Below are 26,986 nucleotides of genomic sequence, written 5' to 3'. Positions count from 1 at the left end.
CCGGGGCGGCGCGCGGGCCCGCCGCCCGTGAAGTTCGCGTGAAAGGGCAGGGCCGGGGGCGTCGTTCGAGGTCCCCGGCCCAGCCCGACCCGTTACCGTTGCCGGGTGAAGACGCCCCACCGCCGCACCACAGCGCTGTCCGCCGCGACGCTCGCCGTCGCCCTGCTGCTCGGGGCGTGCGCCCCCTCGCCCAAGGTGCAGAGCCCCGCCGAGACGGGGTCGTCCTCGACGGGGTCCACGGGGACGGGCGAGGACGTGCCGGCCGAGCTTGCGGAGTTCTACGGGCAGAGCCTCGTGTGGGACGACTGCGGCGGCGGGTTCGAGTGCGCGACCGCGATCGCACCCCTGAGCTGGGACGACCCCGCGCAGGGCAAGACCGAGCTCGCGCTCAAGCGGCTGCCCGCCTCGGGCGAGAAGATCGGGTCGCTGCTGACCAACCCCGGTGGGCCGGGCGGGTCGGGCATCGAGTACGTCACGAGCGCGGCAGGCAGCATCGGCGAGCCCGTCAAGGAGGCGTACGACGTCATCGGGTTCGACCCGCGCGGCGTCGGTGCCTCGACGCCCGTCGTGTGCCTCGACGACGCGGCCAAGGACGCCTCGCTGTCCCGCGCCTACCCCGACAGCGGCGAGGGCCGCGCCGAGATGACCGCCGACCTCAAGGCATGGGCCGACGCGTGCGCGCAGAACACGGGCGACCTCCTCGGCAACGTCGACACCCAGAGCGCCGCGCGCGACATGGACATGCTGCGCGCAGTCCTCGGCGACTCGACGCTCAACTACCTCGGCTTCTCCTACGGGACCCAGCTCGGCGCGACGTACGCAGGGCTCTACCCGGAGAAGGTCGGGCGCATGGTCCTCGACGGTGCGATCGACACCACGCTGACCTCCGACGAGGTCTCCGCACAGCAGGCCGTCGGCTTCGAGAACGCGCTGCGCGCCTACGTGAAGGACTGCCAGGGCGGCAAGGACTGCCCGCTGACCGGCTCGGTCGACGACGGCATGGCCCAGGTCAAGGCGTTCCTCGACCAGGTCTCCGAGCGCCCCCTGCGGACCTCGAGCGACCGCCGACTGACGTCCACGCTCGCGTTCTACGGGATCGCGCTGCCGCTCTACAACAACGAGAGCTGGTACGCCCTGACGGCCGGCCTGGACGCCGCGCTCAACGACGGCGACGGCACCATGCTGCTCGGCTTCGCCGACCTGTACAACGGCCGCAACGCCGACGGCACGTTCAACGACAACTCGGCCGAGGCGTTCCGAGCCGTCAACTGCCTCGACGCGCGCGGCAACCCCGACCCCGCGTTCATGGCCGAGCAGGCCGCCCAGATCGAGGAGGCGGCCCCGACCATGGGCTCGTTCTTCACCTACGGCGGCCTGTCGTGCGTCGACTGGGCCTACCCCGTCGTGGACCAGGAGCTCGACCTCCACGCCAAGGGCGCCGCGCCGATCGTCGTCGTCGGGACCACCAACGACCCCGCGACCCCGTACGTCTGGGCCGAGGGCCTCGCCAAGACCCTCGACTCCGCGACGCTCCTCACCTGGGAGGGTGAGGGGCACACGGCCTACGGCCGGTCCAACGCGTGCGTCGCCGACGCCGTGGACGCGTACCTGGTCGACGGGAAGGTCCCGGAGGACGGGAAGGTCTGCTGAGGGTGCTCTGACCTGGTGGCCCACGGGCCCCTCGTGCGGGCGGCCTCGCAGGCGGCCCGACGGCGCCGCGGCAGCCAGTTTGTCCTCACGCCCCCGCGTTGGGTACAGTTGCGACGCTTGCTGAAACGGAGCGCCGCAAGGCGTGACGTCCGGTACGCGCCGCCTTAGCTCAGTCGGTAGAGCGTCTCACTCGTAATGAGAAGGTCATCAGTTCGATTCTGATAGGCGGCTCAGGCACGAAGGCCCGGAACCTCAACGGTTCCGGGCCTTTCGCGTTGTCGGGGCTGGTGGGGAACCTCGAGCTGCGCCTCTCTGGGTGGCCGCTTTCGCGCTCCAGTGGTCGATGACCTGACGAGTGTGTCGACCAGCCCGTATTGTCCCTGCATGACGAGTGCGACCTGCGCCCTGGTGGCTACCGTGATCCCGGTGTTCCTCCTCGCCGGCTTTCTCGGGCAGGGACTGCTTCGCAAGTCCCGGACGTTCAGGGGCTCCACGAGGTTGCTCCTCCTGGGCTACGTGGCATTCTCTGCAGGAATGACGTTGGTCGCAGCGGTCGGTGCGAACGATGACGGGCTGTCCGGGGTTGCGGCGTGGCTCGCGTGGACGGCTCTCTCCCTGGGAGTTTTCGCGATCACCCTGGAGGCATACATCCAGATCTTCGAACCGTCCGCTGAGCAGCGCTGAGTACCTGCCGCCGGATCGATGCGCTTGAGCACCACCTAGGCTTGTCCCCATGTTCACCTTCGGCCGTCGTCGCCCCGCCACCTACGTCCTGGGCCAGCCGGTCAAGTCCTTCCCGGAGATCGCCCCCGAGGTCGAGCGCGGCAACATCCTGCGCATCACCGAGATCGGCGAGTCCGTCCTGCACACCCCGGCCCGCGAGGTGACCGAGTTCGGCACGCCCGAGCTCGCGCAGCTCGTCGACGACCTGTTCACGACGATGTTCGTCGCGGAGGGTGTGGGCCTCGCGGCGCCGCAGGTTGGCGTGGACCTGCGGGTCTTCGTGTACGACGTGGAGGACGAGAACGAGGACCGTCACGTCGGGCACATGGTCAACCCGGTGCTCGAGGTCTTCGACGGACCCGAGGACGAGATCGAGGAGAGCGACGAGGGGTGCCTCTCGATCCCGGGCGCGTACTCGCCGCTCGCCCGCCCCGTGAAGGCGATCGTGCGCGGGTTCGACCAGCACGGGAAGCCGGTCGAGCTCACCGGGTCGCACTTCCTGGGCCGTGCGCTCCAGCACGAGGCGCAGCACCTCGACGGGACGCTCTACTTCGACCACCTCACGCCCGCCGCGCAGGAGGCCGTGATCGCCGAGATGCACCGGGAGCGCCCCGGGGTCCTGGAGGAGCGGCTCGAGCTGTCCGAGGCCCTGGGCAAGACGCCGGCCGAGTACCCGGCCGCGCCGCTGCGCTGACCGCACCTGTGGATCACAGGTGAGAGGGGTGGGGGGGGGGGGGGGGGGGGGGGGGGGGGGGGGGGGGGGGGGGGGGGGGGGGGGGGGGGGGGGGGGGCGGGGCGGGGCCCGCGGCCGCCCCCCCCCCCCCCCCCCCGCGCCCCCCCCCCCCCCCCCCCCCCCCCCACCCCTCTCGTCCTGGGGGAAGCGTCAGGCGCGCCGCGACCGGCGGCTCAGCAGCACCGCGACGATCCCGGCGGCCAGCAGCACGACCGCCCCGCCCGTGACGAGCAGCGCGTTCGAGCCGGTCGCCGCGAGGCCCTCGTCGTCGGCCGCCGTCGCCGTGCCGGTTGCCGCCGCACCAGGCGTGGCCGCACCAGGTGCCGCCGACGGGACGGCCTGCGCGACCGGTGTCGCACCTGCCACGGGAACGTCCTCGGGCGCGGGGCCCGTCGCGGCGAGCTCGCGCTCGGTGACCGGAGGCGCCGTCGTCGGGGTTTCCGCGACCGGAGGCGAGGTGGGCGCCTCGACCGGTGTGCCGCCGTCGGGCACCTCGCTGCTCGGGACCGGCGACGGGGCGGGCCGCGTGACGGGCGGGGCCGGGCTCAGCGGTGTCGGCTCGGGCGTGCACTCGGGCGCCTGGCCGCCCTCGCCGAAGTGCTCGTCGAACCCCTCGACCTGGACCCACGTCACGCAGAACCCGGCGGGGAACGCGGCGACGGCGCCCGCGAAGTCGAGAAAGCTCGCGCCCACGTAGGCCGCGGTCGATCGCCCGTTGGCCGTCTCGAGGTGGACGTTGAAGCTCTGCTCGCCGGTCCCGTCGAGCGCGGTCGCGCGGTAGTTGACGTGCCCGTGCTCGCGGAACACCTGGCCTGCGGGCAGGCTCACGCCGCTCGCGGTCACGGTGTACGGGGTGGGGGAGTCGGACCCTGCGGACGCGATCGTGGGGGTGGCCACGAGGATCGCTGCCGTGAGGAGGGCGACGGGCGCTGCGCGCATCGAGGAGGACCTTTCGGGGGGGGTGGTCGGAGGGGCGCGCCCTCGGCTCTCGGGTGCGAGCGGGGCTGTGCCGGACGGTTGATCACCGTACTCGTCCGACATGCTCGGATCGACGGGGCGAACGCGACATATCAGCGCCAAAGGTACTCGGGACCGGGTGATTGTGGAAGCGCTCCCAGCGTGTCGCTCGCGTGTCGCCCGCATGTCCGTTCGCCCAGGGGCGACGACCGACGTGGCTACCCTCGTCGCATGGCTCCCGCGAGCACGCCCCCGGCTCCTACCCCGCCCCTGCTCGTCCCCGTCCCCGGCGGCGCGCTCGCCCTGCGCGACGCGCGCACCGGATCAGCCCGGGACGTCACCCTCCAGGGCTTCGAGATCGGTCGGACCCCGATCACCTGGGCGGAGCTCCGCTCCGTTCCCACCCCGCCGGGCAGCACGCCCCAGAGCAGCGCGCCCCCGGACGGCTCCCGGCCCGGCGACGCCCCCGCGCACCCCGTGACCTGGTTCGACGCGGTGCGCTGGTGCAACGCGGCGTCGGCCGCCGCAGGCCTGGCTCCTGCCTACGTGCTCGACGGCCGTGCGGTCCGGTGGGACGTCGGCGTCGACGGGTTCCGGTTGCCGACCGAGGCCGAGTGGGAGTGGGCGTGCCGCGCGGGGACGACCACTCCGACCTACGGGCCGCTGGCCGCCGTCGCCTGGACCGCTGCCGACCAGGTCCAGGGCCCGCAGCCGGTCGGCCGCAAGGTACCCAACGCGTTCGGTACGCACGACCAGCTCGGCAACGTCTGGGAATGGTGCTGGGACCACGCCGACACCGCCCGCTACGGCGACTACCGCAGCCTGCGCGGGGGAGGGTGGGCAGACCGCGAGTGGAGCGTGCGCGCCTCGGTACGCCGGGGCAGCGCGCCCGACGCCGTCCTCGAGGACGTGGGCTTCCGGGTGGCGCGTGGCGCCGTCGGGCAGCGCGGGGCGCTCGAAGCACAAGGGTGGTCGGCTGCGGCCGACCGCGAGCGTGCCGACGTCCGCGGACCGCGGCCGGTCGGCTGGACCCCGCTGCGCGGGCTCTGAGCGGCGGAGCTCAGAGCGTCGCGAGCCACCGCACGACGGCGTCGCTCACCGCCGCGTGGTCGTTGCGCACGTCGTGGGCGCCGGGCAGGCGCACCTGGGTGACGGGCCCCGGGATCGCGGCGACGTGCTCGTCGAACTCCTCGGGCGAGCCGAACGGGTCGGTCGTCCCGGACACGAACAGCACGGGGACCGTGAGCTGCGGCAAGTGGTCGACGCGCAGCTTGTCGGGCTTGCCCGGCGGGTGCAGGGGGTAGCTCAGCAGCACGAGACCGGCCGCAGGCAGGCCCTCGGCCACGGCGATCGAGCACATGCGCCCGCCGTAGGAGCGGCCGCCGAGCACGAGCCGGTCGGGCGCGAAGCCTTCCTCGGTCGCGAAGCGGGCGGCCTCCTCGACCAGGTGCGCGACCGCGACCGGCGCCCGGTCCGGCATGCGCTTCCCGGCGAGCCGGTACGGGAAGTCGACCCGGCGCACGGGCAGCGGCACGACGGCCTCCTCGACCGCGACGAGCGTCGGGTGGTCGCGACCCGCCCCGGCCCCCGGCGTGAGAAGAAGCCCGCCGACCGCTGCGCCTGATGATCGCGTCATGGTTCTAGTCTGGCAGCGGCGGCTGACCAGGACCTTTCCTGCGGTCGACCACGGGGTTGAGGTCGTCAATCTGCCCAGAACGACCTCAACCCCGTGCTCGGCACCTGGCTGGAACCGCTAGAGGGCCAGCAGCAGGTCCTGCATCTCCGCGATCTCCGACTCCTGGGCGTCGATGATCTCCTGGGCCAGGGCGAGCGCCTCGGCGTTCTCACCGTCCGCGATCTCGGCCTTCGCCATGTCCACGGCGCCCTCGTGGTGCGCGATCATGCCCTCGAGGAACAGTCGTGAGACGGTCGCGGCGTCCGCCGCCTCGAGCGCCTGGATCTCCGCCTCGCTCAGCATCCCGTCCATCTCGTGGCCCGAGTGGTCGCCCATCGGCTCGGCGCCCCACTCGTCGAGGAAGCCCTCCATGGTCGCGATCTCGGGCTCCTGCGCGCTCTCGATGCGGGTTGCGAGGTCGACGACCGCAGGGTCGACCCCCTCCGTGTCGAGCACGATGCGCGACATCACGAGCGCCTGCTCGTGGTGCGGGATCATCATCTGCGCGAACATGACGTCCGCGTCGTTGGCCCCGGCTGCGTCCGCGCCCGTGTCCTGCGACGGCGAGCCGTTGCCCATGTCGTGGCCCTCCATGTCTGCGCCGTCGCCGGCGTCGGCGCAGCCCGCGAGGACCAGTGTCGAGCCGAGGGTCAGGCCGATGCCGACCTTGGTCAGGGTGTGCTTGTTCATGAGTCGTCCTTCGGGTGATCGGTCGGTGTGCCACGGGTGCCCCGCGGCGGTGACGGTCGCTGCGGCCCTGGTCGGGCCGAGCTCCTATCTCCGACTGATCCCGAGCGCGACGAGCGACGGCGGCCGCAGCACCGACCCGAGCCGCCACCAGGGCGCGACGACGCGCGCGAGGTGCGTGACGCCGTCGGGCAGGCGACGCACCAGCGCCGGGCCACCGAGCGAGACCATCGCGACGAGCACCAAGAGGCACATGGCCTCCATCTCGCCGTGCCCCGTGCCCGACGGCGCCTCCTCCTCCGCGCCCACGTCGCCCGAGGCATGGGGAGCCGCCTCGGCGGCGACGGTGTGCGCGGGCCCGTGCGCCACGGGGCTGCCCGACATCTGGTGCATCCCGACGAACCCGCCGAGCAGCACCACCATCCCGAGCAGCACCACGAACCGCCGGACGAGACCGGCGGTTCGGGAGGGCCGGACCGCGTCGCCCAGGTGGGCGGTCGACACGGCCCCGGCCGGGGCGATCGGGGACATCTCGGACATCGCCTACGAGGCTGCCACGCGCTCGGGGTCGAGGTCCAGCCGGCGCAGGAGCTGCGCGTTGAGGGCCACGATCACGGTCGACAGGGACATGAGCAGCGCGCCCACCGCCATGGGCATGACGAACCCGACCGGCGCCAGGACGCCCGCCGCGAGGGGCACCGACACCAGGTTGTACCCGGCGGCCCACCACAGGTTCTGCTTCATCTTGCGGTAGCTGGCCCGGGACAGCTCGATGACCGACAGGACCGAGCGCGGGTCGTCGCTCGCGAGGATGACCCCGGCCGACGCGATGGCCACGTCGGTGCCCGCACCGATCGCGATGCCCACGTCCGCCTGGGCGAGCGCGGGGGCGTCGTTGACGCCGTCGCCGACCATCGCGACCTTGTGCCCTCGCGCCTGGAGCTCGGAGACCTTGTCGCCCTTGTCGCCCGGGCGGACCCCGGCGAAGACCTCGTCGATGCCGAGCTCGTCCGCGACCGACTGCGCCACCGCCTGTGCGTCACCCGTGATCATGACGACCCGGATGTTGCGCCGGTGCAGGGCGTCGATCGCCTCGCGGGACTCGGGCCGGATCTCGTCGGCCAGCGCGAAGCCGCCCAGGACGCGCGGGGTACCGGAGCCCAGGTCGAGCGCGTGCAGGACCGTCGCGCCCTCGCCCTCCCACGCGGCGGCGTCGGGCGCGGGGTCGAGGCCGTGCTCCCGCAGGAGCGACGGGCCGCCCACCGCGACCCGGCGACCGTCCACGAGACCCGAGACGCCCACCGCGGTCGAGGACTGGAAGTCCTCGGCGCGCGGAACCCGCACGCCCTTGTCCGCGGCGGCACCCACGATCGCGCGGGCCAGGGGGTGCTGCGAGTCGGCCTCGACGGCCGCCGCGAGCGCGAGCAGCTCGTCCTCGCTGCCCGACGTCGCGACCAGGTGCGTCACGACGGGTTCGCCCTTGGTCAGGGTGCCGGTCTTGTCGAACAGGACGGCGTCGACCGTGCGCATCTGCTCGAGCGCCATGCGGTCCTTGACGAGCACGCCCGCCTTGGCCGCGCGCTCGGTCGAGATCGACACCACGAGCGGGATCGCGAGGCCCAGCGCGTGGGGGCACGCGATGACGAGGACCGTGATGGTCCGGATCAGCGCGCTCTCCGGCGTGCCCCAGACCGTCCACGCGACCAGCGTCAGCACCGCGGCGCCGAGCGCGAACCAGAAGAGCCAGCCCGCGGCGCGGTCCGCGAGGCGCTGCGCGTGCGAGGACGACGCCTGCGCCTGCGTCACCAGGCGCTGGATGCCCGCGAGCGCCGTGTCGTCACCGACCGCGTCGACCGTGACGCGCAGCGCCTGGTCGGTCGCGACCGTCCCGGCCACCACGTGGTCGCCGACGGTCCGGCGCACCGGGCGCGACTCGCCCGTGATCATCGACTCGTCGACGTCCGCCGACCCCTGGGACACCACGCCGTCCGCGGGCACGCGCCCACCAGGACGCACCACGACGACGTCGCCCACGACCAGGTCGGTCGGGGACACCGTGGTCACCTGACCGTCGGCGCCCACGCGCTCGGCCTCGTCCGGCAGCAGCGCGGCGAGCGACTCCAGGGCCGACGACGACTGCGCGAGCGAGCGCATCTCGATCCAGTGGCCCAGCAGCATGATGACGACCAGCAGCGCGAGCTCCCACCAGAAGTCGAGCTCGTGCGACAGGATCCCCAGGCTCGCACCCCACGACGAGACGAACGCGACCGTGATCGCGAGCGCGACGAGCAGCATCATGCCGGGCTTGCGCGCCTTGAGCTCGTCGACCGCCCCCGTGAGGAACGGCTTGCCGCCCCACACGTACATGACCGTGCCGAGGACCGGCGAGATCCACGCGATGCCCGGGACGTCAGGGAGCGAGTAGCCGATGATCGAGGCGAACATCATGCTGGCGCCGACCGTCGGGACCGCGAGGGCGAGCATGATCCAGAACAGGCGACGGAACATCGCGACGTGGCCCGCCTGGCCGCCGTGGCCGCCGTGGCCCTGGTGGCCGCCGTGCGCCGAGTGGTCCTCGTGGCCGCCTGCGTGGGCCGAGTGGTCGTCGGGGTCGGCGTGGCCGGCGTGGGCCGAGTGCTCCGTCGCGGTCATGGTCGACATGTCGTGCCCGGCGTGGTCCGTGCCCGCGTGGGCGTCGTGGCTCGCGGCAGGCGCGGCGGTCGCTGCGTGGCTGGTGTGCCCCGCGTGCGAGCCGTCGCTGCCCACGTGGTGCTCGTGGTCGTGACCTGCGTGCCCGCCGTGACCCGTGTGGTCACCGTGCTCGTCGTGGTCCATGGGATTCACTGTCCCGTCCTCCCTCGTATCGCGCCGGGCGACCTTGGCGCTCCGGCATACCCCCTAGGGGTATCGATAACTCCTGATACTGCCGCAGCATTCCCGGTCCGTCAAGAGCAAGCCGCGCGACGCCGACGCGCGGTGCCCCGATTGCGGACCTAGCCTGAAAGCCCGACGACGGGCGGAGCAGCCATGACCCTGGTCCTTCACGACGAGCTCTTCGACGCGCAGCTCGTCCGAGCGCTCGCCTATACCGCGCAGGGTGGTGCAGAGATCGGCGAGTGCCTCGAGACGGCCCGCCGCATCACCCGGACCGACGGGAACCAGTGGTACGACGAGTGGTCCGCGACCGCCGCGCGCGTCGAGAAGACGGCCGAGGAGAGCGACATCGCAGGTCACCCGGTCAGTGCCCGCGGCGCCTGGCTGCGCGCCTCGAACTACTACCGCACCGCGGGGCTCTTCCTCATGGGGGCTCCCGTCGACGACCGGTTCCGTGAGAGCTCGCGCCGCCAGACCGAGACGTTCCGCAAGGGGGCCGCGCTCCTGGACCTTCCGCCGGACGTGCTCGAGATCCCGTTCGAGGGCGGGACGCTCCCCGGCTACTTCTTCCGGGCCGCCGACGACGGGCGCCCGCGCCCCACGGTCCTGCTCGTCGACGGCTACGACGGCACCGCCGAGGAGCTGTACTTCGCGAACGCGGTCGCTGCCCTCGACCGGGGGTACGACGTGCTCGCGTTCGACGGCCCGGGCCAGGGCAGCGTGATCCTCGACCAGGGCGTCGCGTTCCGTCCGGACTGGGAGACCGTGGTGAGCGCCGTCGTCGACCACGCCCTGACCCTGGACGAGGTGGACCCGCAGCGCATCGTGGTGCACGGCTGGAGCTTCGGCGGCTACCTCGCGCCCCGCGCCGCGTCCGGGGAGCACCGCCTCGCGGCCTGCGTCGCCGACAGCGGACCCTACGACCTGTTCGGCACGGTCACCGCGAAGTTCCCCTCGCTCCTGGCCGGCCACCTCGACGACGACCGCGGTGCCGCGCTCCGGGTCGTCGAGACGACGCTCCACCAGCTCCTCAAGAAGCCCTCGGCGGGCTGGGCGCTGCGCCGGAACCTGTGGGCGCACGGCGTGCGCGACCCGCTCGACTTCATCCGGCTGTCCCACGACTACACGATGCGAGGGCGTGAGCACCTCATCCGCTGCCCGGTGCTCGTGTGCCGCACCGTGGGCGACGACCTCTCCGCCTCGGCCCGGACGCTCGCCGAGAACCTCACGTGCCCGACCGAGTACGTCGAGCTCGGCCCCGAGGACGGCGTCACGGGCCACTGCGAGATGATCGGCCGCGGGGTCTTCCACCAGCGCGTCTACGACTGGCTCGACGAGACCCTCGAGTACGACGGCGCCCCCGCGTAGCCGGGGTCCCCACGTAGCCGGGGTCCCGAGAACGGGACTGGGGACGTTCTGCGGTGGATGACGACCTCAACCTCGTTCTCGGCACCCGGGTGCATAAGTCAGGGTGCCGTGGGCACGCTCGTGACCGTCGTCAGGAGGAACGCCGAGTCCTCCAGGGCGGCGACGGCGTGCCGCTCGTGCGTGAGCACGCGCAGCTCGCCCGGCCCGACCTCCTCGTCGCCCTCCAGCGCGGTGACGCGGACGCGGCCGCGCAGCACCTGGATGCTCGCGGCGGGCGGCGAGTTGTGCTCGCCGAGCTCGACGCCCGCGAGGATCGCGATGATCGTCTGGCGCAGCACGCCGTCGTGCAGCACGACCTCCGCGCTGCGGCCGTTGTCGCCGTCCCGGGCGCGCGTGAGGTGCGCGTCGGTGAGCAGCTCGAGGTTCGTCATGGGGTTTCCGTTCGGGTGGGGGCGGGGTTTCCATCATGGCGGTCGGGCGTCCGGTTCGCCCGGTGCGCGCGGGGTGCCCGACGGCGCCGCGCACCCGCGCGGTCGTCGCGCCCTGCGGATGTGACCTCCTGGGAGAGGGCGCGTGCGGATCGTGTGACGCCCGTCACTCGTCGGCAGGTCGGCGCGCGATCCGGGGACGGGTGACAGAGCATGGGGTGATGCACGTGCCCACCTTCGTCGACGTCTGGCAGCTCCTCAACGACGCCGATCGCGAACGTCTCGCCGAGATCGACGAGACCGAGACCGAGATCCTCGACTTCCTGCGGACGCAGCCGGTCGAGGACGTCGACGCGCCCCTGTTCTCCGACCTGCAGGTCGAGCGCCTGCGCGTCTACCGGGCAGCGCTCGAGCGCGCGAACCCGGGCGAGTCCCAGCCCGAGGCCGCGTCGGCCTAGAACCGCGCGCCACGTCGAGTGTGCACTTGTGGCGGTCGACCGCCGCGACGGACGACCACAACTGCACACTCGGTGGGCGTGACGGTGAACCCAGCACGCCGACGACGCGTGCCGGTGGCCCGGGCGGCGGATCGGACGGCCGCGGGGCACAGCCGGGGTCAGTGGGTCGGCATCTCCAGGCAGCCGCCGTCGGCGATCGGGCCGCCCGCCTCGAGGGTGACCCCTTCCGGGGTGACGCCGCCGTAGACGCAGCCTCCCGGGACGCTCACGCCGACCCCGAAGCTCGTCGCAGGGTCGCCCGACGGCGTCGTCCCAGGGGTCACGCCGAACGTCTCGAACCCCGCGCCGGTCAGTGCGGCCACGACCTCGTCGTGGCGCAACGGGTCGCCCGTGACGAGCGGGGCGAGCGCGGCCTCGACCGCCGGGACGGACAGCGCGGCCTCGGCGTCCGACGCGGGGGTCCCGCGGCGCTCGCGGTAGGCCTCGTTCGAGGAGTCGAGCCCCTGGTTCTCCGGCTCGGGGGTCGGGTCCGTCGACCCGGTGACCGCGGGGGGCGCTTCCGGAGAGACGTCGTAGGCGTCGGCCCACCGGTTCACCAGGACGACGTAGCCCACGACGGCCACGACGAGCGCGACCGTGACGAGGGCCGCGAGCCCGACCACGACCCGGACCACCCACGTGGCCGCACGCGAACGACCGGCGGGCGTGACGTCGTCGGGCAGGGGGTGGCTCATCCGGCGAGTCTCGCCGCGCTGCGGCCGACGCGTCCAGCGCAAGGCTCGACCCTGCGCGAGATCTTCACGCACGGCACGCGACGGGGCGAGGGCGGTCGGACCGCCCTCGCCCCGCATCGTGCCGTCACCGTCGCGGCCTACGTCACCGGCAGCCGCAGCGCCTCGCCGAGAGGGACCGTCGGCCCCTGGAACGGGACCACGTCCTGGGCGCACGTCGCCCCGTCGGTCGCCTCGAGGTCGACGAGGTAGCGGGCCACCGCGGCGTCGGCGCACGCGGACTTGCCGATGATCGTGTGCCCCCAGCCCTCGACCGTAAGCACGCGTGCGTCGGGCCAGTGGTCGGCGTACGGCTGCGTGAACGCGTAGGGCGTCGCCGGGTCGAACCGGGTGCCGACGACGAGCACCGGCGCTTCGGTCGTCTGGTCCCACGGACCGGTGAACGCGTCGCGGTCGGTCACCGGGACGAACTCGCACTGGATGCCGACCCAGCCGCGGAAGCGGCCGAAGTGCGGGTACTGCGCGTCGAGCGCGTCGACCTTCGCCGCGTACGACCGCGGGGCGCCCGGCGTCGTGACGTCCACGCACAGGCTCGCGAGCGCGCCACCGACCGACGGGTAGTCCTGCGCGTACCCGGCCCGGCGCAGGAGCTCCCCGAGCGACGGGGCGGCGCCGCGGGCGCTCGGCGCGTCCGCGGCAGGCGGCCCGACGGCGCCGCTCAGCACCGCGAGGCCTGCGAGCGTCAGGTCGAGGTCGCCCCAGGCGGCCGGCTCGTAGAGGTAGGAGAAGACGAGCGCCACGGTCTCGGGATACCCGATCGGGACGGTCGACCCGTCCGGGAGCGGCACCTCGACGGGCGCCTCGCGCAGGGCCGCGTACGTCGCCTCGACGACCTCGGCCGGGTCGCCGAGCGACGCGAGCGCACAGGCCGACGGGCCCGCCTCGGCGCACAGCCGCGCGAACTCCTCGAACGTCTCCGTCGCGCCGGCAGCCTGCCCGATGCGCGCGCCCAGCAGCTCGTCGGAACCGACGCCCGACCACGCGTCGACGTCCATCGTCCCGTCGAGCACCATCGCGCGGACCCGGTCCGGGAAGAGCGCCGCATAGGTGGCCCCGAGGACCGTGCCGTACGAGTAGCCGACGTAGCTGAGCTCGTCGTCGCCCACGGCCTGGCGCAGCAGGTCCATGTCGCGGGCGACGTTCGCGGTCGACGAGTGCGAGATGCGGTCCCCGGAGAACAGCGTGCACGACGCCCCCAGCGTCGCCATCTGCCCGAGGAAGCGCCGCTCCTCGCGGTCGGTCACGGGGAACGCCGGCACGTCCGACAGGAACGCCGTCTCGCGCCCGGCGTCGCGGAAGCACGTCGCGGGATCGGACGTCCCGACGGCGCGCGGGTCGAACCCGATCACGTCGAACCGGGCGAGCACCTCGTCGTCGAACAGCATGCCGCCGAGCTGGTGGAGGCCCTCGACGCCCGGGCCGCCCGGCCCACCGAAGTTCGTGAACAGGCTCCCCACGCGCTGCGCGGGGTCGGTCGCTGGGAGGCGGGTCAGGCCGATCGTCGTCGTCCGGCCCCGCGGACGGTCGTAGTCCGTGGGGACCTCGACGCTCGCGCACTCGAACGCCTCGAGGCCCGTGCCGTCGCACGGACCCCACGCGATCTGCGGCACCGGGGCCTCGACCTGCCCGCCCGGCGACGGCGGATCACCCCCCGGCCCGGTGGCGGCCACGGCAGGCACGCCACCCAGGAGAAGGACCGCCGCCAGCGTGGACGCTGCGGCGCGGACTCGTGTCGTCGTCGATCGCGAAGTCATCGGGACCATCCGAGCACGACCATGTCGGACATGCACCTCGGGGCCCGGGGGCCCCGGGGCCTCGACGCACGAGCGTCGACGAGAGGAGCGTCCTCACCCGACGCGTGTCCTCCTGCACTCACCCGCCGGGAGCGGGAGAGTAGGGGCCATGCAGATCCTCTCCTCGATCGGGACGGCGCTGTTCACCGCTGCCGCCACGCTCGTCATGGTCCTCCTGCTCGCGGCGACGGCTCGCAGGGTCCTCGGGGTACCGGTCGGGTGGATCCGGTCGATCCTCATGACGATCCTCGTGGTGACGCTCGGGTCGTGGGGCCTCACCGAGGGGTTCCAGCAGCTCGGGGTGCAGGAGCCCGACGGGTCGCTCACGGTCCACCCCGGGGTCGTCCTCGTGATCATCGTCCTCGCGTGGGCGTGGTCGTTCGTGATCGGCCTCGGGCTGCTGCTCGTCCTGGAGCTCCTGGTGCCCACGGGCAGCATCCCGACCCCGTGGCGCGCGATCGTCGAGCTGCGCAGCGGGTCCAAGGACCTGTGGCGCTACACCCAGATCATGGGGATCATGGTCCGCCACGGCCTGGGCGGGTTCTTCGGTCGCGGCGCACGGCGGCGCAGCCACCAGCGGACCACGGACTCCGAGGAGAGGGCCGTCGCGCGAGAGCTGCGGGCCGCGCTGAGCGACGCGGGCGTGACGTTCGTGAAGCTCGGCCAGATGCTCTCGACCCGCGCGGACCTGCTGCCCGCGGTGTACGTCGAGGAGCTGTCGCGGCTCCAGAGCCAGGTCCCGCCCGCGCCCTGGGCGCACGTCGAGGCCATGGTCACGCGGTCGATCGGCGCCCCCGTGGACACCGTGTTCGCGCACCTCGACCCCGACCCCATCGCGTCCGCCTCGGTGGGACAGGTGCACTGCGCGACCCTGCTCGACGGCCGCGAGGTCGTCGTCAAGGTCCAACGGCCGGGGGCACGCCAGCAGGTCCTGGGCGACCTGCGGATCGTGCTGCGGATCGCGCGCAGGCTCCAGCGCGACACGTCGTGGGGGCCGTCGCTCGGCATCCTGGACCTCGCCGAAGGCTTCGCGGCCTCGCTGCGCGAGGAGCTCGACTACACGACCGAGCTCGAGAACACGCTCGACGTGCAGGGCGCGCTCGCGACGATCCGGCGTTCCAAGCGGCACCCGCTGCCCGGTGCGCACCAGGTCGACGACCCCGACGCGAACGTGCCCCTCGTCGAGATCCCCCGCGTCTACCCCGAGCTGTCGAGCTCGACGCTCCTGGTCATGGACCGCCTCGACGGCACTCCCGTCGGGGACGCGGCCGAGCTCCTCGCGACGTTCGACGACGACGCGCGCCACGACATCGCAGCCCGCCTGCTGCGCGTCACGCTCGACCAGATCGTCGTGACCGGGGTGTTCCACGCCGACCTGCACCCGGGCAACGTCCTCCTGCGTGACGACGGATCGCTCGGTCTGCTGGACTTCGGGTCGGTGGGCCGGCTCGACGAGGCCGAGCGGGTCGCGCTCGCGGCCGTGCTGCTCGCGGTCGAGGCCGACGACTCGATCGCGGCGACCGACGCGCTCATCGAGCTCCTCGACCAGCCCGACAGCTTCGACGAGCGCCGGTTCGAACGCTCGGTCGGGCAGCTCATCCTGCGGTTCCGCGGGGGAGGGGCCGCGAGCAGCGGCTCGCTGTTCGCCGCGATGGTCCGCCTCGTGAACGACGCGGGCATGGGGGTGCCGCCGCAGGTCGCCGCGGCGTTCCGCACGATCGCGGCGCTCGACGGGACGCTGCACGTCCTGTCGCCCTCGTTCGAGCTCGTCTCCTCGGCGCGCGACGAGGGCGAGGAGCTGCTGCGCAACATGGTCAGCCTGCGCAAGATCCGGGCCAAGGCAGGGGCCCAGCTCCTGGCGTTCGCCCCGTCGATCGAGCGCCTGCCGCGGCGCCTCAACAAGATCACGTCGGACCTCGAGGCGGGGAGGTTCACGGTCAACGTCCGGGCGTTCTCCGACCCCGGTGACCGGAGGTTCGTCACGAGCCTCGTGCAGCAGGTCATCTCGACGATCATCGCGGCCGCGAGCGTCGTGGGCGGGGTGTTCCTGCTCATCGCGGAGAACGGGCCGCAGCTCACGAACGACCTGAGCTGGTACTCGGTCTTCGGGGCCGTGATGCTGTTCGTCGGCGCGGTGCTCAGCATCCGGGTGCTGATCTACGCGTTCCGCGGCGCCCCGGCGGACAGGGGCTGGTAGGAGATGTCCCGCCGCGAGCTCGTCGTCCTCGGCACCGCCAGCCAGGTGCCCACCCGGACACGCAACCACAACGGCTACGTCCTGTTCTGGGACGACGAGGCCATCCTGTTCGACCCGGGGGAGGGCACGCAGCGACAGATGCTGCGTGCGGGGGTGTCCGCGACGGACCTCACGCGGATCGCGATCACGCACCTGCACGGCGACCACAGCCTGGGGCTGGCCGGCGTCGTGCAGCGGATCAGCCTGGACGGCGTGCCGCACACGGTCCCGGTGTCCTTCCCGGCGTCGGGCGCGACCTGGGTCGACCACCTGCTCGACGCCACGTCCTACCACCACCGTGCGGACCTCGCGCTGCAGCCGTTGTCCGCCGACGGGGTCGTCCCGCCCGTGGGCCCTGACCCGGGCTTCACGCTGCGGGCCGAGCGGCTCGACCACGGCGTCGAGGCGTTCGGCTACCGGCTCGACGAGCCCGCCGGTCGGCGCATGGTCCCCGACAGGCTCGCGGCGGCCGGGATCCACGGACCGGCGGTCGGGCTGCTCCAGCGCGAGGGCGTCGTCGAGGTGGGCGACGGACGGACGGTCCGGGTCGAGGACGTGAGCGTCGTGCGCCCGGGACAGTCGTTCGCGTTCGTGATGGACACGCGGCTGTGCGACGCGGTCTTCTCGCTCGCGCGCGGCGTCGACCTGCTCGTGATCGAGTCGACGTTCCTCGACCGGGACCGCGACCTCGCGCACGCGTTCGGTCACCTGACCGCGCTCCAGGCGGCGACGGTCGCGGCCGAGTGCGGGGTCCGGTCGCTCGTCCTGACCCACTTCTCGCAGCGGTACCAGGACCCGGCCGAGTTCTGGGCCGAGGCCAGGACCGTGTTCGACGGCGAGCTCACGGTCGCCGAGGATCTCGACCGGGTGCAGGTCCCGCCGCGCGTGCACTGAGCCGGTGGCCGGCCGGCTGCGGGCAGTCGAGAACGGGGTTGAGGTCGTTCTCGTGGGGATAGCGACATCTTCCCCGTGCTCGACGGCGCGGAATCCCGTGCTCGGCACCACTACCCTCGGAGCATGCCCGACGCGCCCGATGAGCACGACCAGCCCGACGCGCCCGACGACGCACCCCGCCGCCTCCGCTGGGGCTGGCTGCTCCTCGCCGTGGTGGTCGCGGTCGTGTCCTTCCTCGCGGTGAGCGTCCAGGCCGGCCAGTGCGTCGACTCCGTCACGCCCGGCGCGTCCTACTGCACCACCGGTCCCGTGCTCGGCACCGCTGGCTGGCTCGTCGGTCTCGCCGGAGCGGGGTTCGTCATCTACGCGGTGCGCCGGGGGCTCGGTCGGAGGTAGGCGCCAGGACCGTGGGTGCCTCCCGCTACGGTCCACCTCATGGCTGATCGCGCGCAAGGCACCCCCACCCCGCCCACCGACTCCTCGGTCGATCGCGAGGACTGGTACGGCCGGGACCTCGACGGCGAGACGTTCGAGCGCGTCGCGTTCGGTGACTGCGACTTCTCCGAGATCACGACGACGGGCGCCACGTTCACGGAGTGCACGTTCCGCAACGTCCGGTTCAACGCGTCGACCCACACCGACTCGGCCTTCGCGAACTGCACGTTCTCGCGCTGCTCGTTCTTCGACACCACGTTCACACGCTGCAAGACCGTGGGGTCGACGTTCACCGAGTGCACCTTCGACCTCCTCAAGGTCGTGGGCGGCAACTGGTCGTTCGTGACGATGGCCGGGGCGGACCTGCGCAGCGTCACCGTCACCGGGGCGCGCTTGCGCGAGGCGGACCTGACGGGCGCTCGCTGCCAGGGCGCCGTGCTGCGCGACCTCGACCTGTCCGGGGCCTGGCTGCACAAGGCCGACTTCACGGGCACGGACCTGCGAGGCAGCGACCTCAGCGCGCTCGATCCCCTGAGCAGCATCGTGCAGGGGGCCATCGTGGACCCTGCGCAGGCGCTCGTGGTCGCGGAGGCCCTGGGCCTGGACGTGCGGACGCACTGAGCGTGGGTGGGCTGTGCGGACGCACCGAGTGCGGGTGGGCTGTGCGGACGCACCGAGTGCGGGTGGGCCGTGCGGACGCACCGAGTGCGGGTGGGCCGTGCGCCCGCCGACGACACGCCGACGACGCCCGACGCCCCGGTGAGACGCGTCACGTTCGCGTCATGATCGCCGCGCGAGCGTGTCTCTTCTCCTGACAGGCGCTTCACGCCCGACCGTCGGGCACGCCGTGGAAGGACCCACCCATGTCGACGACGAGCGAGACCGACCTCCGGGCCTTGGCCGACGAGGAGCTGGTCGACGCCGTCCGCGGGGGCTCGCAGGACGCGTACGCGGTCCTGTGGTCGCGTCACTCGGGTGCCGGGCGCGGCGCGGCCCGTCGCGTCACGTCGTCGTTCGACCCGGACGACCTGGTCCAGGAGTCCTTCCTGCGGATCCTGCGCGCGATCCAGGCGGGCAAGGGACCGACCGGTCCGTTCCGCCCGTACCTCTACCAGACCATCCGCAGCGTCGCGATCACGTGGTCGCACGCGCCGGACCCGATCGCTGTCGACCAGGTGCCCGAGGTCGCCGACCCCGTGGACATGGCCGACGTCGTGGTCGAGGGGTCGGTCACCGTCACGGCCTTCAAGGCGCTGCCCGCCAGGTGGCAGGCCGTGCTCTGGTACACCGAGGTCGAGGGCATGGACGCCCGCGAGGTCGCGCCGCTGCTCGGCCTGAGCGCGGGGTCGGTCTCGGCCCTGGCCTACCGGGCGCGCGAGGGGCTGCGCCGGTCCTGGCTCCAGGCCCATGTCAACACGGCCGCGGTCTCCGACGAGTGCCGCTGGGCCGCGGAGCAGATGGGCGACTACAACCGGGGCGCCCTGAGCGCACGGAACAAGGACCGTTTCGAGGAGCACCTCACGGGGTGCCTGTCGTGCTCCATCCTGGTCGACGAGGTCGACCAGGTCGCCTCGCGGCTGGGCCTCCTGCTCGTCCCGCTGGTGCTGGGCGTCCCGGCCGTCCTGGGCGGCAGCTCGGCGGCCCTCGGCGGAGCGGGCTTCGTCGCTGCCAAGGGCGTCTTCATCGACCCGACGGCGGATCTCGCCCTCGGCGCCGCGGGCGCCCCGGGCGGGGCAACGGCCAGCGGGTCCGGCGGCGGTGCGGGCGGCGACTCGACCGGGTCCGGCGGCTCTGCGGGCAGCGCCGCCGCGGGTGCAGCAGGTGCCGGGGCCGTCGGTGCGGCCACGACGTCCGGGCTCTCCGGCGGGGCGATCCTCGCGCTCGTCACCGCCGGTGTCGCCGTCGCGGTCGGGGCGGTCGCGGTCGCGCAGCCGTGGGGCGCCACCCCGCCCGTCGTGGCGGAGCACTCCGGACCGGGCCCGCAGACCTCGGCCGACGGGGCGTCCCAGGCCCCGTCGGCCGACGGGCTGGCCCTCGTGCCCGGGACGGACCCGACCGATCCCACGACCGTCCCCGACGAGGTGCACCCGGACACCGCACCGGCGGCAGGGCAGGACGACGACTCCACGGCGGACCAGCCGTCCCGCGGCGCGGGTACCGGTCGGGCGACGAACCCCGTCCGCCCGGCTCCCGACCCGGCCGCTCCTCCCGTGGTGCCACCGGTGGAGCCGGTCGAACCGCCCTCCGAGCCTGTCGACCCGCCGGGGGACCCGGAGCCTCCGGTGACCCCACCGGTGGACCCGGAACCTCCGGTGGACCCACCGGTCGACCCAGAACCCCCGGTCGACCCTGTCGACCCGAAGCTCGCCGCGCCGACCCTCGTAGCCCCGCCTGTGGGTGAGCTGGTCTTCCTGCCCGAGCTCTCGGGCACGGGCGAGCCCGGCGCGATCGTGACGGTGTCGGCGACCAGCCACGGAACCTCTGCCGTGGTGGCCAGTGCGGACGTCGCGCCCGACGGCACGTGGCGAGCGACGCCGTCGGGCAGCGCGACCGTGTGGGAGACGCTCACCGTGACGCAGGAGCGCAACGGCACCACCTCCGAGGCGACGAACGTCCCGGGGCCGTTCACGTTCCTGCTGCCGACGATCCTCGCTCCCACCGACGGCGGGTCGATCCCGTGGGGGCCGTCCGTCACGGTGCGCATCGACGGGCGCGCCGGACTCACGACCGAGGCGTTCCTCGACGGTCGGTCCACCGGCAACCTGCACACCATGTCGGGCAGGCCGATCGACCTGGTCGCCTCGGGTCTCGACCCGGGGCAGCACACGCTCGGGCTGCGCTACGTCGACCGGGCGACGGGCGCCGTCGGGCCGGTCGTGACCTCGACGTTCACGATCGACCAGCCACCGAGCTAGTCGGCCGGGCGGCGGACCACGGTCACCGGGCACGAGGCGTACTCGACGGCCTGGCGGCTGACCGAGCCCAGCAGGAGGCGGTCGAACCCGCCCGTCCCCCGGTTGCCGACGACCAGGCGCTCGGCGCCCTCGGCCGCCTCGATGAGCCCCTTCGCAGGGTGGGCGTGCACGACGCTGCGGCGGACCTGGTCCTCGGGCAGGTCCACGCCTGCGGCCTCGAGCGCGCGGTCGAGCTGCTCGCCGGCGAACTTCTCGTAGTCGTCGACGGGCGGGGTCCAGCCCCACGAGTCGGGCAGCGGGGCCAGCGTGACGATCTGCCAGCAGAACACCGCGTCCAGGACGGTGCCCGTGCGCCGGGCCACCTCGAGCCCGTGGCGCAGCGCGTGCACCGACGTGCGCGAGCCGTCGACGCCCACGACGACGCGCGAAGGCGCGTCGGCCGCGGCCGGGGCTCCGGCGTCGTCCGCCGCGTCGCCCTCGGCGGGACGCACGACCGTGACCGGGACCTGCGTCGCGCCCTGGACCACGGCCGACGACACCGAACCCAGCACCAGCCGACCCAGGCGCCCCAGCCCACGGCTGCCCACGACGAGCATCTCCGAGTGCTCCGCACGGGCCAGCAGCGCGGTGGCCGCCGAGCCCTGGACCTGCTCCGCGTGCGTGACGACCTCGACGCCCGTACGGTGGCGGGCCTCGTCCAGGAGGGTCAGGACCTGGTCCTGCTTGAGGTCCGCGAGGTGGCTGAAGTCGGCCGGCTCCGAGGGGCGCGGACCGTCCTTCCAAGAAGGTTCCCAGGCGAGGACCGCGGTGAGCGGCACGCCTCGCGAACCTGCCTCGACGAGGGCCCAGTCGAGGGCTTCCTGGGACTGGACCGATCCGTCCACACCGACGACCACGTCACTCATCGACGTCACCTGCTCTCTCGTTCGACGACCGTCCAGCGCTCCTGTGCGCCGTCCGCACCTCCATCTTCGCCGGTCCTGCGGGCGACGTCACGCCTGGGCGTGTCTGCTTGATCACGAGGGAGCGTCAGCATCGCCGGGACCGTGCCACGACCTCAGAAGCGCGGCCCGTCGTCGCCGTGCAGGAGGTTGCGGATCGGGGCCGTCGAGATGTCCACGCGGTCCACGAGGTCCGCGGGCCCGGACACGATCACGGCCCGGTCGGCGAGCGGCACGTACACCGCGACCGTGGCCCGGACGGCGACCCGGACGCACGGGTGCGAGACGTCGTCGACCACGAAGGCCGTGTGCTGGAGGGGGGCCTTGTCGACCTCCTCCACGATGGCCCGCATCGCGGACCGGTAGTCCTGGTACGCGTCGGCGAAGTCGGCGCCGGTCGGCCCCTCGGTACCGTCGGGGGCGTCGTTGTGCAGGGGAGCGGCGAGGGCACCGCTGAGCGCGGCCCGCACGATGTCCTCGACCTGCTGCGGGTCGTCCGTCCCGACGCGGAGCGTCTCGACGTCGACCGCCTCGCCGACGAACGACACGTACGCGCGCAGGAAGCGCTCCTCGGTCGGGTCGCGGTCGTCGCCCCCCGTCCCGGTGACGGTCTCCTCCTCGAGGTCCAGGCCCCACATGAGCGGGTCCGTGATCTCGCCGACGACACCGCTGAAGCGGGCGAAGCGCGCGACGATCTGCTCCCACGACTCGTGGGCTCCTGCTGGTTCGTCCGGCTTGTGCATCGTCCTCCCTCGGACTGGCGCGTGCCCCTGCCTCGAGACTGCCCCTGTGGCGTCCTGGGGTCAACGATGCTGGCGGCGCGTCCGTCGCGCACGTCGGGAGCGGGTGAGTCCGGTCGGCGGAACGTGTGGTCCGCCCGCCGGGACGACGCCCTGGTCTGCGACGACGCGTGCCAGCCTCTGGGGATGACCCAGGGGAGCACGCAGCCTGAGCGGCGTCCCACGAGGCGTCGACGACGCCGCGGCCCCGGCTGGGTGCCCGACCAGCACGGCGCGTGGGCGATGCTCGCCGTGCCGCTGCTGGTCGGGGTCTTCCTCGGCAGCCCGGCCTGGGTGCACGTGCCCCTCGCCGCGCTGTGGTTCGTCGGGTACTTCGCGTTCTTCGCGACCGGCCTGTGGTTGAAGTCCCGCTTCAAGGCGCGCTGGTGGCCGCCAGTGCGGGCGTACGGGATCGCGACGGTCGTCCCAGCCGTCGCGGTCCTGCTCCTGCGCCCCGACCTCCTGGCGTGGGTGCCGCTCTTCGCCCCGCTCGTCGCGGTGAGCCTGTGGAGCTCCTACCGGCGCAGCGAGCGCTCGCTGCTCAACGACGGCGCCACGGTCCTCGCGGCGTGCCTCATGCTGCCGGTCGCGTTCGCGGCGGGCGTGGGCCCCGGCGCGCGGCCCGGCGCGGCGTGGCCCGGCGTCTGGCCGCTCATGCCCCTGCCCGACGGCGTCACGGGCGTCGCGGGGATCGGGTGGCTCCAGGTGTGGGCGCTGTTCGTGGTCGTGCTGGCGTACTTCGCGGGGACGATCCTGTACGTCAAGACGCTGATCCGTGAGCGCGGCGAGCGCTCCTACCTCGTCGCCTCGGTGGTCTACCACCTGGCGGCCGGCGTGGTCGCGTCCGCCGCCCTCGCGGCGGCCGGGCTCGTGTGGTGGCCCGCGGCCGCGCTGTTCGCGGGGCTCACGGTGCGTGCGGTCTGGGTGCCGCGCACGCAGGCGACGCCGATGCAGTTCGGGATGGGCGAGGTCGTGGCGAGCGTTCTCGTGACGGTCGTCGTCCTCGTGCTGCCGCAGACGTTCGAGGCGGTCGGGTCCGGCGCGTCGGGCGCCGTCGGGGCGGGAGGGTCGGTCGCCGTCGGTGCGGGCGGCCAGGGTGGCCTAGAGGCGGGCGCCGCGGCGACCGTGGTGCCCTGACCTCGCGTTTCGGTCATCCCCACCTCGCCTAACGGTCACCGGCGGGCGGAACGGACAGCCTCCGGACACCGGTCGCGGTCCTGCCGAAGGTCACGGAGCGAGCCCCTCGTCACGCCCCTGGCGAACAAGGGCATATCCGTGGGGTCGGCCCCGTTGGTCCCGGATAGAGTCGTTGCGGTCAGGCCTGAGCACCACCGGTGCGGGTGTACGCCGCTCGTGAGGAGCAGCACATGTTCGAGAGATTTACCGACCGAGCCCGTCGGGTCGTCGTCCTTGCCCAAGAAGAGGCACGGATGCTCAACCACAACTACATCGGCACCGAGCACATCCTGCTCGGCCTCATCCACGAGGGAGAGGGAGTCGCAGCCAAGGCGCTGGAGTCCCTCAACATCTCCCTCGACGGTGTGCGCTCGCAGGTCACCGAGATCATCGGCGAGGGCCAGCAGGCCCCCAGCGGGCACATCCCGTTCACGCCGCGCGCCAAGAAGGTCCTGGAGCTCTCGCTCCGCGAGGCCCTTCAGCTCGGCCACAACTACATCGGCACCGAGCACATCCTGCTCGGGCTCATCCGTGAGGGAGAGGGTGTCGCAGCCCAGGTCCTCACGAAGATGGGCGCCGACCTCAACCGCGTGCGCCAGCAGGTGATCCAGCTGCTGTCCGGGTACCAGGGCAAGGAGCCCGTCGCCGCGGGCGGCCCTGCCGAGGGCCAGCCTTCCGGCTCGGCCGTGCTCGACCAGTTCGGCCGCAACCTCACGCAGGCCGCACGCGAGGGCAAGCTCGACCCCGTCATCGGACGCACCTCGGAGATCGAGCGCGTCATGCAGGTCCTGTCGCGCCGCACCAAGAACAACCCGGTGCTGATCGGTGAGCCGGGCGTCGGCAAGACGGCCGTCGTCGAGGGCCTCGCCCAGGACATCGTCCGGGGCGACGTGCCGGAGACGCTCAAGGACAAGCAGCTCTACACGCTGGACCTCGGCGCCCTGGTCGCCGGGTCCCGCTACCGCGGTGACTTCGAGGAGCGCCTGAAGAAGGTCCTCAAGGAGATCCGCACGCGCGGCGACATCATCCTGTTCATCGACGAGATCCACACGCTCGTCGGTGCGGGTGCTGCCGAGGGCGCGATCGACGCGGCGAGCATCCTCAAGCCGATGCTGGCTCGCGGCGAGCTCCAGACCATCGGTGCGACCACGCTCGACGAGTACCGCAAGCACATCGAGAAGGACCCGGCCCTGGAGCGTCGTTTCCAGCCGATCCTCGTCTCGGAGCCGAGCCTGCCGCACGCGATCGAGATCCTCAAGGGTCTGCGCGACCGCTACGAGGCGCACCACCGCGTGTCCATCACGGACGCCGCGCTGGTGGCTGCCGCGACGCTGGCCGACCGGTACATCAACGACCGGTACCTGCCGGACAAGGCGATCGACCTGGTCGACGAGGCCGGCGCGCGTCTGCGCATCCGTCGCATGACCGCCCCGCCGGAGCTCAAGGAGCTCGACGAGCAGATCGCCGAGGCGCGTCGCGACAAGGAGTCCGCGATCGACGAGCAGGACTTCGAGAAGGCCGCGCGTCTGCGCGACACCGAGAAGCAGCTCACGCAGCAGCGCGCGGACAAGGAGAAGGCCTGGAAGGCCGGAGACCTGGACACCGTCGCCGAGGTGGACGAGGACCTGATCGCCGAGGTGCTCGCGATGTCGACCGGCATCCCGGTGCTCAAGCTCACCGAGCAGGAGTCGTCGCGCCTGCTGAAGATGGAGGACGAGCTGCACAAGCGCGTCGTCGGCCAGGAGACGGCCATCAAGGCGCTCTCCCAGGCGATCCGCCGCACGCGTGCAGGCCTCAAGGACCCCAAGCGTCCCGGTGGCTCGTTCATCTTCGCCGGCCCCACGGGCGTCGGTAAGACCGAGCTGGCCAAGGCGCTCGCCGAGTTCCTCTTCGGGGACGAGGAAGCGCTCATCCAGCTCGACATGTCGGAGTTCTCGGAGAAGCACACGGTCTCGCGTCTCTTCGGTTCGCCTCCCGGCTACGTCGGTTACGACGAGGGTGGCCAGCTGACGGAGAAGGTCCGTCGTCGTCCGTTCTCCGTGGTCCTGTTCGACGAGGTGGAGAAGGCGCACGCCGACATCTTCAACTCGCTCCTGCAGATCCTTGAGGACGGTCGCCTGACCGACTCGCAGGGCCGCGTGGTGGACTTCAAGAACACCGTCATCATCATGACCACGAACCTCGGTACGCGGGACATCGCCAAGGGCCTGCAGACCGGCTTCAACGCCGGCGGCGACCTGGTGACGAGCTACGACCGCATGAAGGCCAAGGTGAACGACGAGCTGAAGCAGCACTTCCGCCCCGAGTTCCTCAACCGTGTCGACGACGTGGTGGTCTTCCCGCAGCTCTCGCAGACCGAGATCGTCCAGATCGTCGACCTGATGATCGCCAAGCTGGACAAGCGCCTGCGCGACAAGGACATGGGCATCGAGCTCACGACCGCCGCGAAGGCACTGCTGGCCGAGAAGGGCTACGACCCGGTCCTCGGCGCTCGTCCGCTGCGTCGCGCGATCCAGCGCGACATCGAGGACGTGCTGTCCGAGAAGATCCTGTTCGGCGAGCTCAAGGCCGGTCAGATCGTCCTGGTCGACGCCGAGGGCGAGGGCCTGCTGGGCGAGTTCACGTTCCGTGGCGTCTCCAAGGACGACCACGAGCGTGGCCCGGTGAGCGTCGCCGCGACGGCAGCGCTCAACGCCCCCGCGGGCATCTCGACGGCCGACCTCCCGCCGACCGGCGAGCTGCAGGCCGGCGCGGAGTGATCCTCCCGGCAGCCATCGGCTGTCGATCCCCGGTCGTCTGACGCCGACCGGCTCGAAGGGCCCTGATCCTCACGGATCGGGGCCCTTCGGCGCGCCCGGGGACGTGGTGTGGGTGGGGACGTAGGGCGGCGGGTGCGGGACCAACGTCCCTGACGCCGGCCGGCTCCTCGGCGAGAAACTGGTACATCGGTATCAGTTCAAGGAGAACGGCAGGCACATGGCACCCCAGTACACCGCGACGGTCACCGGCACCGCGAAGTCCCCGACGCGCCTCGACGTCCAGATCAGGGACTTCTCCGTCACGATCGACGAGCCCGCGTCGCTCGGCGGCGACGACACCGGCCCCAACCCCGTCGAGCTCGTCCTGTCCGGACTCGCCGGCTGCCTCAACATCACGACCCACATGGTCGCCAAGGAGCGCGGCATCGAGGTGCGGAGCCTGAGCGTCACAGCGACGGGATCGCTCAACCCCCAGCGGCTGATGGGGCGGCCGACCCCGGACCGCGCGGGCTTCCAGGGCATCCGGCTCGAGATCGACGTCGACGCCGACGCGACCCCCGAGGAGATCGACGCACTCCTCGTGGCCGCCGAGGAACGCTGCTGCGTCGCGGACAACCTGATGAACGCGACCCCGGTCAGCGTCGTGCGGGCGGGGGCACCAGCCTCGGCAGCCTGACGCCTCCGCTCCGCCCCGGGCCTGGGCCCGGGGCGGAG

Annotated in this window: 24 protein-coding genes and 1 tRNA gene; 15 read left to right on the top strand and 10 right to left on the bottom strand. The window is 72.8% G+C overall.

All coding sequences use genetic code 11. The annotated features are described in order from the left end of the window. Positions 1-105 precede the first annotated feature (105 nt). From WFH32_RS16345 to def, 4 genes are all read left to right on the top strand, one after another. The gene (locus WFH32_RS16345) at positions 106-1,650 is read left to right on the top strand and encodes an alpha/beta hydrolase (RefSeq protein WP_336708375.1); all 1,545 of its coding nucleotides are present in this window, start codon (positions 106-108) and stop codon (positions 1,648-1,650) included. Between the two features lie 158 nt (positions 1,651-1,808). Then, a tRNA-Thr gene (locus tag WFH32_RS16340) sits at positions 1,809-1,881 on the top strand. A gap of 153 nt (positions 1,882-2,034) precedes the next feature. Then, the gene (locus WFH32_RS16335) at positions 2,035-2,334 is read left to right on the top strand and encodes a hypothetical protein (protein ID WP_191797859.1); all 300 of its coding nucleotides are present in this window, start codon (positions 2,035-2,037) and stop codon (positions 2,332-2,334) included. Positions 2,335-2,383: 49 nt separating this feature from the next. Further along, positions 2,384-3,067 carry a peptide deformylase gene (gene def, locus WFH32_RS16330; RefSeq protein ID WP_336708372.1) on the top strand — a complete coding sequence of 228 codons (684 nt, stop codon included), beginning with the start codon at positions 2,384-2,386 and terminating at the stop codon, positions 3,065-3,067. A gap of 189 nt (positions 3,068-3,256) precedes the next feature. Here def and WFH32_RS16325 read toward each other — a convergent pair whose 3' ends face one another. After that, positions 3,257-4,045, bottom strand: coding sequence for a hypothetical protein (locus WFH32_RS16325; RefSeq protein WP_336708370.1), 789 nt, complete (start codon positions 4,043-4,045; stop codon positions 3,257-3,259). A gap of 249 nt (positions 4,046-4,294) precedes the next feature. Here WFH32_RS16325 and WFH32_RS16320 point away from each other — a divergent pair, with 249 nt between their 5' ends. Further along, a complete protein-coding gene (locus WFH32_RS16320) occupies positions 4,295-5,113 on the top strand; it encodes a formylglycine-generating enzyme family protein (RefSeq protein ID WP_336708367.1) in 819 nt (272 codons plus the stop codon). A gap of 10 nt (positions 5,114-5,123) precedes the next feature. On the opposite strand, the gene WFH32_RS16315 is transcribed toward WFH32_RS16320, so the two are convergent. The 4 genes from WFH32_RS16315 to WFH32_RS16300 all read right to left on the bottom strand — a co-directional run bounded on the left by WFH32_RS16315 (position 5,124) and on the right by WFH32_RS16300 (position 9,260). Then, on the bottom strand, positions 5,124-5,699 hold the full coding sequence (locus WFH32_RS16315) for an alpha/beta hydrolase family protein (protein WP_191798222.1): 576 nt from the start codon (positions 5,697-5,699) through the stop codon (positions 5,124-5,126). Between the two features lie 117 nt (positions 5,700-5,816). Further along, positions 5,817-6,428, bottom strand: coding sequence for a DUF305 domain-containing protein (locus tag WFH32_RS16310; RefSeq protein WP_336708365.1), 612 nt, complete (start codon positions 6,426-6,428; stop codon positions 5,817-5,819). A gap of 84 nt (positions 6,429-6,512) precedes the next feature. Next, positions 6,513-6,965, bottom strand: a complete 453-nt coding sequence (locus WFH32_RS16305; protein ID WP_191798226.1) for a DUF6153 family protein — start codon at positions 6,963-6,965, stop codon at positions 6,513-6,515. Positions 6,966-6,968: 3 nt separating this feature from the next. Then, positions 6,969-9,260: a heavy metal translocating P-type ATPase gene (locus tag WFH32_RS16300; RefSeq protein ID WP_336708362.1), complete on the bottom strand. Its 2,292-nt coding sequence runs from the start codon at positions 9,258-9,260 to the stop codon at positions 6,969-6,971. 192 nt (positions 9,261-9,452) lie between these two features. On the opposite strand from WFH32_RS16300, the gene WFH32_RS16295 reads away from it, so the two are divergent. Beyond that, complete coding sequence (locus WFH32_RS16295; RefSeq protein WP_336708360.1) at positions 9,453-10,667, top strand: alpha/beta hydrolase family protein; 1,215 nt, start codon at positions 9,453-9,455, stop codon at positions 10,665-10,667. Between the two features lie 98 nt (positions 10,668-10,765). On the opposite strand, the gene WFH32_RS16290 is transcribed toward WFH32_RS16295, so the two are convergent. Beyond that, complete coding sequence (locus tag WFH32_RS16290) at positions 10,766-11,098, bottom strand: cupin (RefSeq protein ID WP_191792260.1); 333 nt, start codon at positions 11,096-11,098, stop codon at positions 10,766-10,768. A gap of 218 nt (positions 11,099-11,316) precedes the next feature. On the opposite strand from WFH32_RS16290, the gene WFH32_RS16285 reads away from it, so the two are divergent. After that, a complete protein-coding gene (locus WFH32_RS16285) occupies positions 11,317-11,553 on the top strand; it encodes a hypothetical protein (protein ID WP_191792262.1) in 237 nt (78 codons plus the stop codon). Positions 11,554-11,711: 158 nt separating this feature from the next. On the opposite strand, the gene WFH32_RS16280 is transcribed toward WFH32_RS16285, so the two are convergent. Then, positions 11,712-12,287 carry a DUF6993 domain-containing protein gene (locus WFH32_RS16280; RefSeq protein WP_191798232.1) on the bottom strand — a complete coding sequence of 192 codons (576 nt, stop codon included), beginning with the start codon at positions 12,285-12,287 and terminating at the stop codon, positions 11,712-11,714. Between the two features lie 137 nt (positions 12,288-12,424). Next, the gene (locus WFH32_RS16275) at positions 12,425-14,098 is read right to left on the bottom strand and encodes an alpha/beta hydrolase (protein WP_336708355.1); all 1,674 of its coding nucleotides are present in this window, start codon (positions 14,096-14,098) and stop codon (positions 12,425-12,427) included. 148 nt (positions 14,099-14,246) lie between these two features. On the opposite strand from WFH32_RS16275, the gene WFH32_RS16270 reads away from it, so the two are divergent. From WFH32_RS16270 to WFH32_RS16250, 5 genes are all read left to right on the top strand, one after another. Continuing rightward, complete coding sequence (locus tag WFH32_RS16270) at positions 14,247-16,334, top strand: ABC1 kinase family protein (protein ID WP_336708353.1); 2,088 nt, start codon at positions 14,247-14,249, stop codon at positions 16,332-16,334. Between the two features lie 3 nt (positions 16,335-16,337). Continuing rightward, positions 16,338-17,267 carry a ribonuclease Z gene (locus WFH32_RS16265; protein ID WP_336708352.1) on the top strand — a complete coding sequence of 310 codons (930 nt, stop codon included), beginning with the start codon at positions 16,338-16,340 and terminating at the stop codon, positions 17,265-17,267. A 123-nt stretch (positions 17,268-17,390) separates the two neighbouring features. Further along, positions 17,391-17,663, top strand: a complete 273-nt coding sequence (locus tag WFH32_RS16260) for a hypothetical protein (RefSeq protein WP_336708351.1) — start codon at positions 17,391-17,393, stop codon at positions 17,661-17,663. A gap of 39 nt (positions 17,664-17,702) precedes the next feature. After that, complete coding sequence (locus WFH32_RS16255) at positions 17,703-18,323, top strand: pentapeptide repeat-containing protein (protein WP_336708349.1); 621 nt, start codon at positions 17,703-17,705, stop codon at positions 18,321-18,323. A gap of 242 nt (positions 18,324-18,565) precedes the next feature. After that, positions 18,566-20,617: a sigma-70 family RNA polymerase sigma factor gene (locus WFH32_RS16250; RefSeq protein ID WP_336708347.1), complete on the top strand. Its 2,052-nt coding sequence runs from the start codon at positions 18,566-18,568 to the stop codon at positions 20,615-20,617. Here WFH32_RS16250 and WFH32_RS16245 read toward each other — a convergent pair. Further along, complete coding sequence (locus WFH32_RS16245) at positions 20,614-21,522, bottom strand: universal stress protein (protein ID WP_336708346.1); 909 nt, start codon at positions 21,520-21,522, stop codon at positions 20,614-20,616. The genes WFH32_RS16250 and WFH32_RS16245 overlap by 4 nt on opposite strands. A 152-nt stretch (positions 21,523-21,674) precedes the next feature. Further along, positions 21,675-22,301: a hypothetical protein gene (locus WFH32_RS16240; protein WP_191796458.1), complete on the bottom strand. Its 627-nt coding sequence runs from the start codon at positions 22,299-22,301 to the stop codon at positions 21,675-21,677. Positions 22,302-22,484: 183 nt separating this feature from the next. On the opposite strand from WFH32_RS16240, the gene WFH32_RS16235 reads away from it, so the two are divergent. The 3 genes from WFH32_RS16235 to WFH32_RS16225 all read left to right on the top strand — a co-directional run bounded on the left by WFH32_RS16235 (position 22,485) and on the right by WFH32_RS16225 (position 26,948). Then, positions 22,485-23,474, top strand: a complete 990-nt coding sequence (locus tag WFH32_RS16235) for a YwiC-like family protein (RefSeq protein ID WP_336708344.1) — start codon at positions 22,485-22,487, stop codon at positions 23,472-23,474. Positions 23,475-23,704: 230 nt separating this feature from the next. Next, entirely contained in the window at positions 23,705-26,272 is a 2,568-nt protein-coding gene (locus WFH32_RS16230) for an ATP-dependent Clp protease ATP-binding subunit (RefSeq protein ID WP_138825941.1), read from the top strand. A 217-nt stretch (positions 26,273-26,489) separates the two neighbouring features. Then, positions 26,490-26,948, top strand: coding sequence for an OsmC family protein (locus tag WFH32_RS16225; RefSeq protein ID WP_191796456.1), 459 nt, complete (start codon positions 26,490-26,492; stop codon positions 26,946-26,948). Positions 26,949-26,986: the final 38 nt, after the last annotated feature.

This window comes from Oerskovia sp. USHLN155 (assembly GCF_037145535.1).
Taxonomy (GTDB): domain Bacteria; phylum Actinomycetota; class Actinomycetes; order Actinomycetales; family Cellulomonadaceae; genus Oerskovia; species Oerskovia rustica.
Note: the sequence above shows the minus strand (reverse complement) of the source record. Positions and strands in the feature narration are given on the sequence as shown.

Excerpts from the sequence above, each read along its gene's own strand:
- WFH32_RS16335 (WP_191797859.1), top strand. The coding sequence starts at position 2,035 with ATGACGAGTGCGACCTGCGCCCTGGTGGCTACCGTGATCCCGGTGTTC.
- def (WP_336708372.1), top strand. The coding sequence starts at position 2,384 with ATGTTCACCTTCGGCCGTCGTCGCCCCGCCACCTACGTCCTGGGCCAG.
- WFH32_RS16325 (WP_336708370.1), bottom strand. The coding sequence starts at position 4,045 with ATGCGCGCAGCGCCCGTCGCCCTCCTCACGGCAGCGATCCTCGTGGCC.
- WFH32_RS16320 (WP_336708367.1), top strand. The coding sequence starts at position 4,295 with ATGGCTCCCGCGAGCACGCCCCCGGCTCCTACCCCGCCCCTGCTCGTC.
- WFH32_RS16315 (WP_191798222.1), bottom strand. The coding sequence starts at position 5,699 with ATGACGCGATCATCAGGCGCAGCGGTCGGCGGGCTTCTTCTCACGCCG.
- WFH32_RS16310 (WP_336708365.1), bottom strand. The coding sequence starts at position 6,428 with ATGAACAAGCACACCCTGACCAAGGTCGGCATCGGCCTGACCCTCGGC.
- WFH32_RS16305 (WP_191798226.1), bottom strand. The coding sequence starts at position 6,965 with ATGTCCGAGATGTCCCCGATCGCCCCGGCCGGGGCCGTGTCGACCGCC.
- WFH32_RS16300 (WP_336708362.1), bottom strand. The coding sequence starts at position 9,260 with ATGGACCACGACGAGCACGGTGACCACACGGGTCACGGCGGGCACGCA.
- WFH32_RS16295 (WP_336708360.1), top strand. The coding sequence starts at position 9,453 with ATGACCCTGGTCCTTCACGACGAGCTCTTCGACGCGCAGCTCGTCCGA.
- WFH32_RS16290 (WP_191792260.1), bottom strand. The coding sequence starts at position 11,098 with ATGACGAACCTCGAGCTGCTCACCGACGCGCACCTCACGCGCGCCCGG.
- WFH32_RS16285 (WP_191792262.1), top strand. The coding sequence starts at position 11,317 with ATGCACGTGCCCACCTTCGTCGACGTCTGGCAGCTCCTCAACGACGCC.
- WFH32_RS16280 (WP_191798232.1), bottom strand. The coding sequence starts at position 12,287 with ATGAGCCACCCCCTGCCCGACGACGTCACGCCCGCCGGTCGTTCGCGT.
- WFH32_RS16275 (WP_336708355.1), bottom strand. The coding sequence starts at position 14,098 with ATGACTTCGCGATCGACGACGACACGAGTCCGCGCCGCAGCGTCCACG.
- WFH32_RS16270 (WP_336708353.1), top strand. The coding sequence starts at position 14,247 with ATGCAGATCCTCTCCTCGATCGGGACGGCGCTGTTCACCGCTGCCGCC.
- WFH32_RS16265 (WP_336708352.1), top strand. The coding sequence starts at position 16,338 with ATGTCCCGCCGCGAGCTCGTCGTCCTCGGCACCGCCAGCCAGGTGCCC.
- WFH32_RS16260 (WP_336708351.1), top strand. The coding sequence starts at position 17,391 with ATGCCCGACGCGCCCGATGAGCACGACCAGCCCGACGCGCCCGACGAC.
- WFH32_RS16255 (WP_336708349.1), top strand. The coding sequence starts at position 17,703 with ATGGCTGATCGCGCGCAAGGCACCCCCACCCCGCCCACCGACTCCTCG.
- WFH32_RS16250 (WP_336708347.1), top strand. The coding sequence starts at position 18,566 with ATGTCGACGACGAGCGAGACCGACCTCCGGGCCTTGGCCGACGAGGAG.
- WFH32_RS16245 (WP_336708346.1), bottom strand. The coding sequence starts at position 21,522 with ATGAGTGACGTGGTCGTCGGTGTGGACGGATCGGTCCAGTCCCAGGAA.
- WFH32_RS16240 (WP_191796458.1), bottom strand. The coding sequence starts at position 22,301 with ATGCACAAGCCGGACGAACCAGCAGGAGCCCACGAGTCGTGGGAGCAG.
- WFH32_RS16235 (WP_336708344.1), top strand. The coding sequence starts at position 22,485 with ATGACCCAGGGGAGCACGCAGCCTGAGCGGCGTCCCACGAGGCGTCGA.
- WFH32_RS16230 (WP_138825941.1), top strand. The coding sequence starts at position 23,705 with ATGTTCGAGAGATTTACCGACCGAGCCCGTCGGGTCGTCGTCCTTGCC.
- WFH32_RS16225 (WP_191796456.1), top strand. The coding sequence starts at position 26,490 with ATGGCACCCCAGTACACCGCGACGGTCACCGGCACCGCGAAGTCCCCG.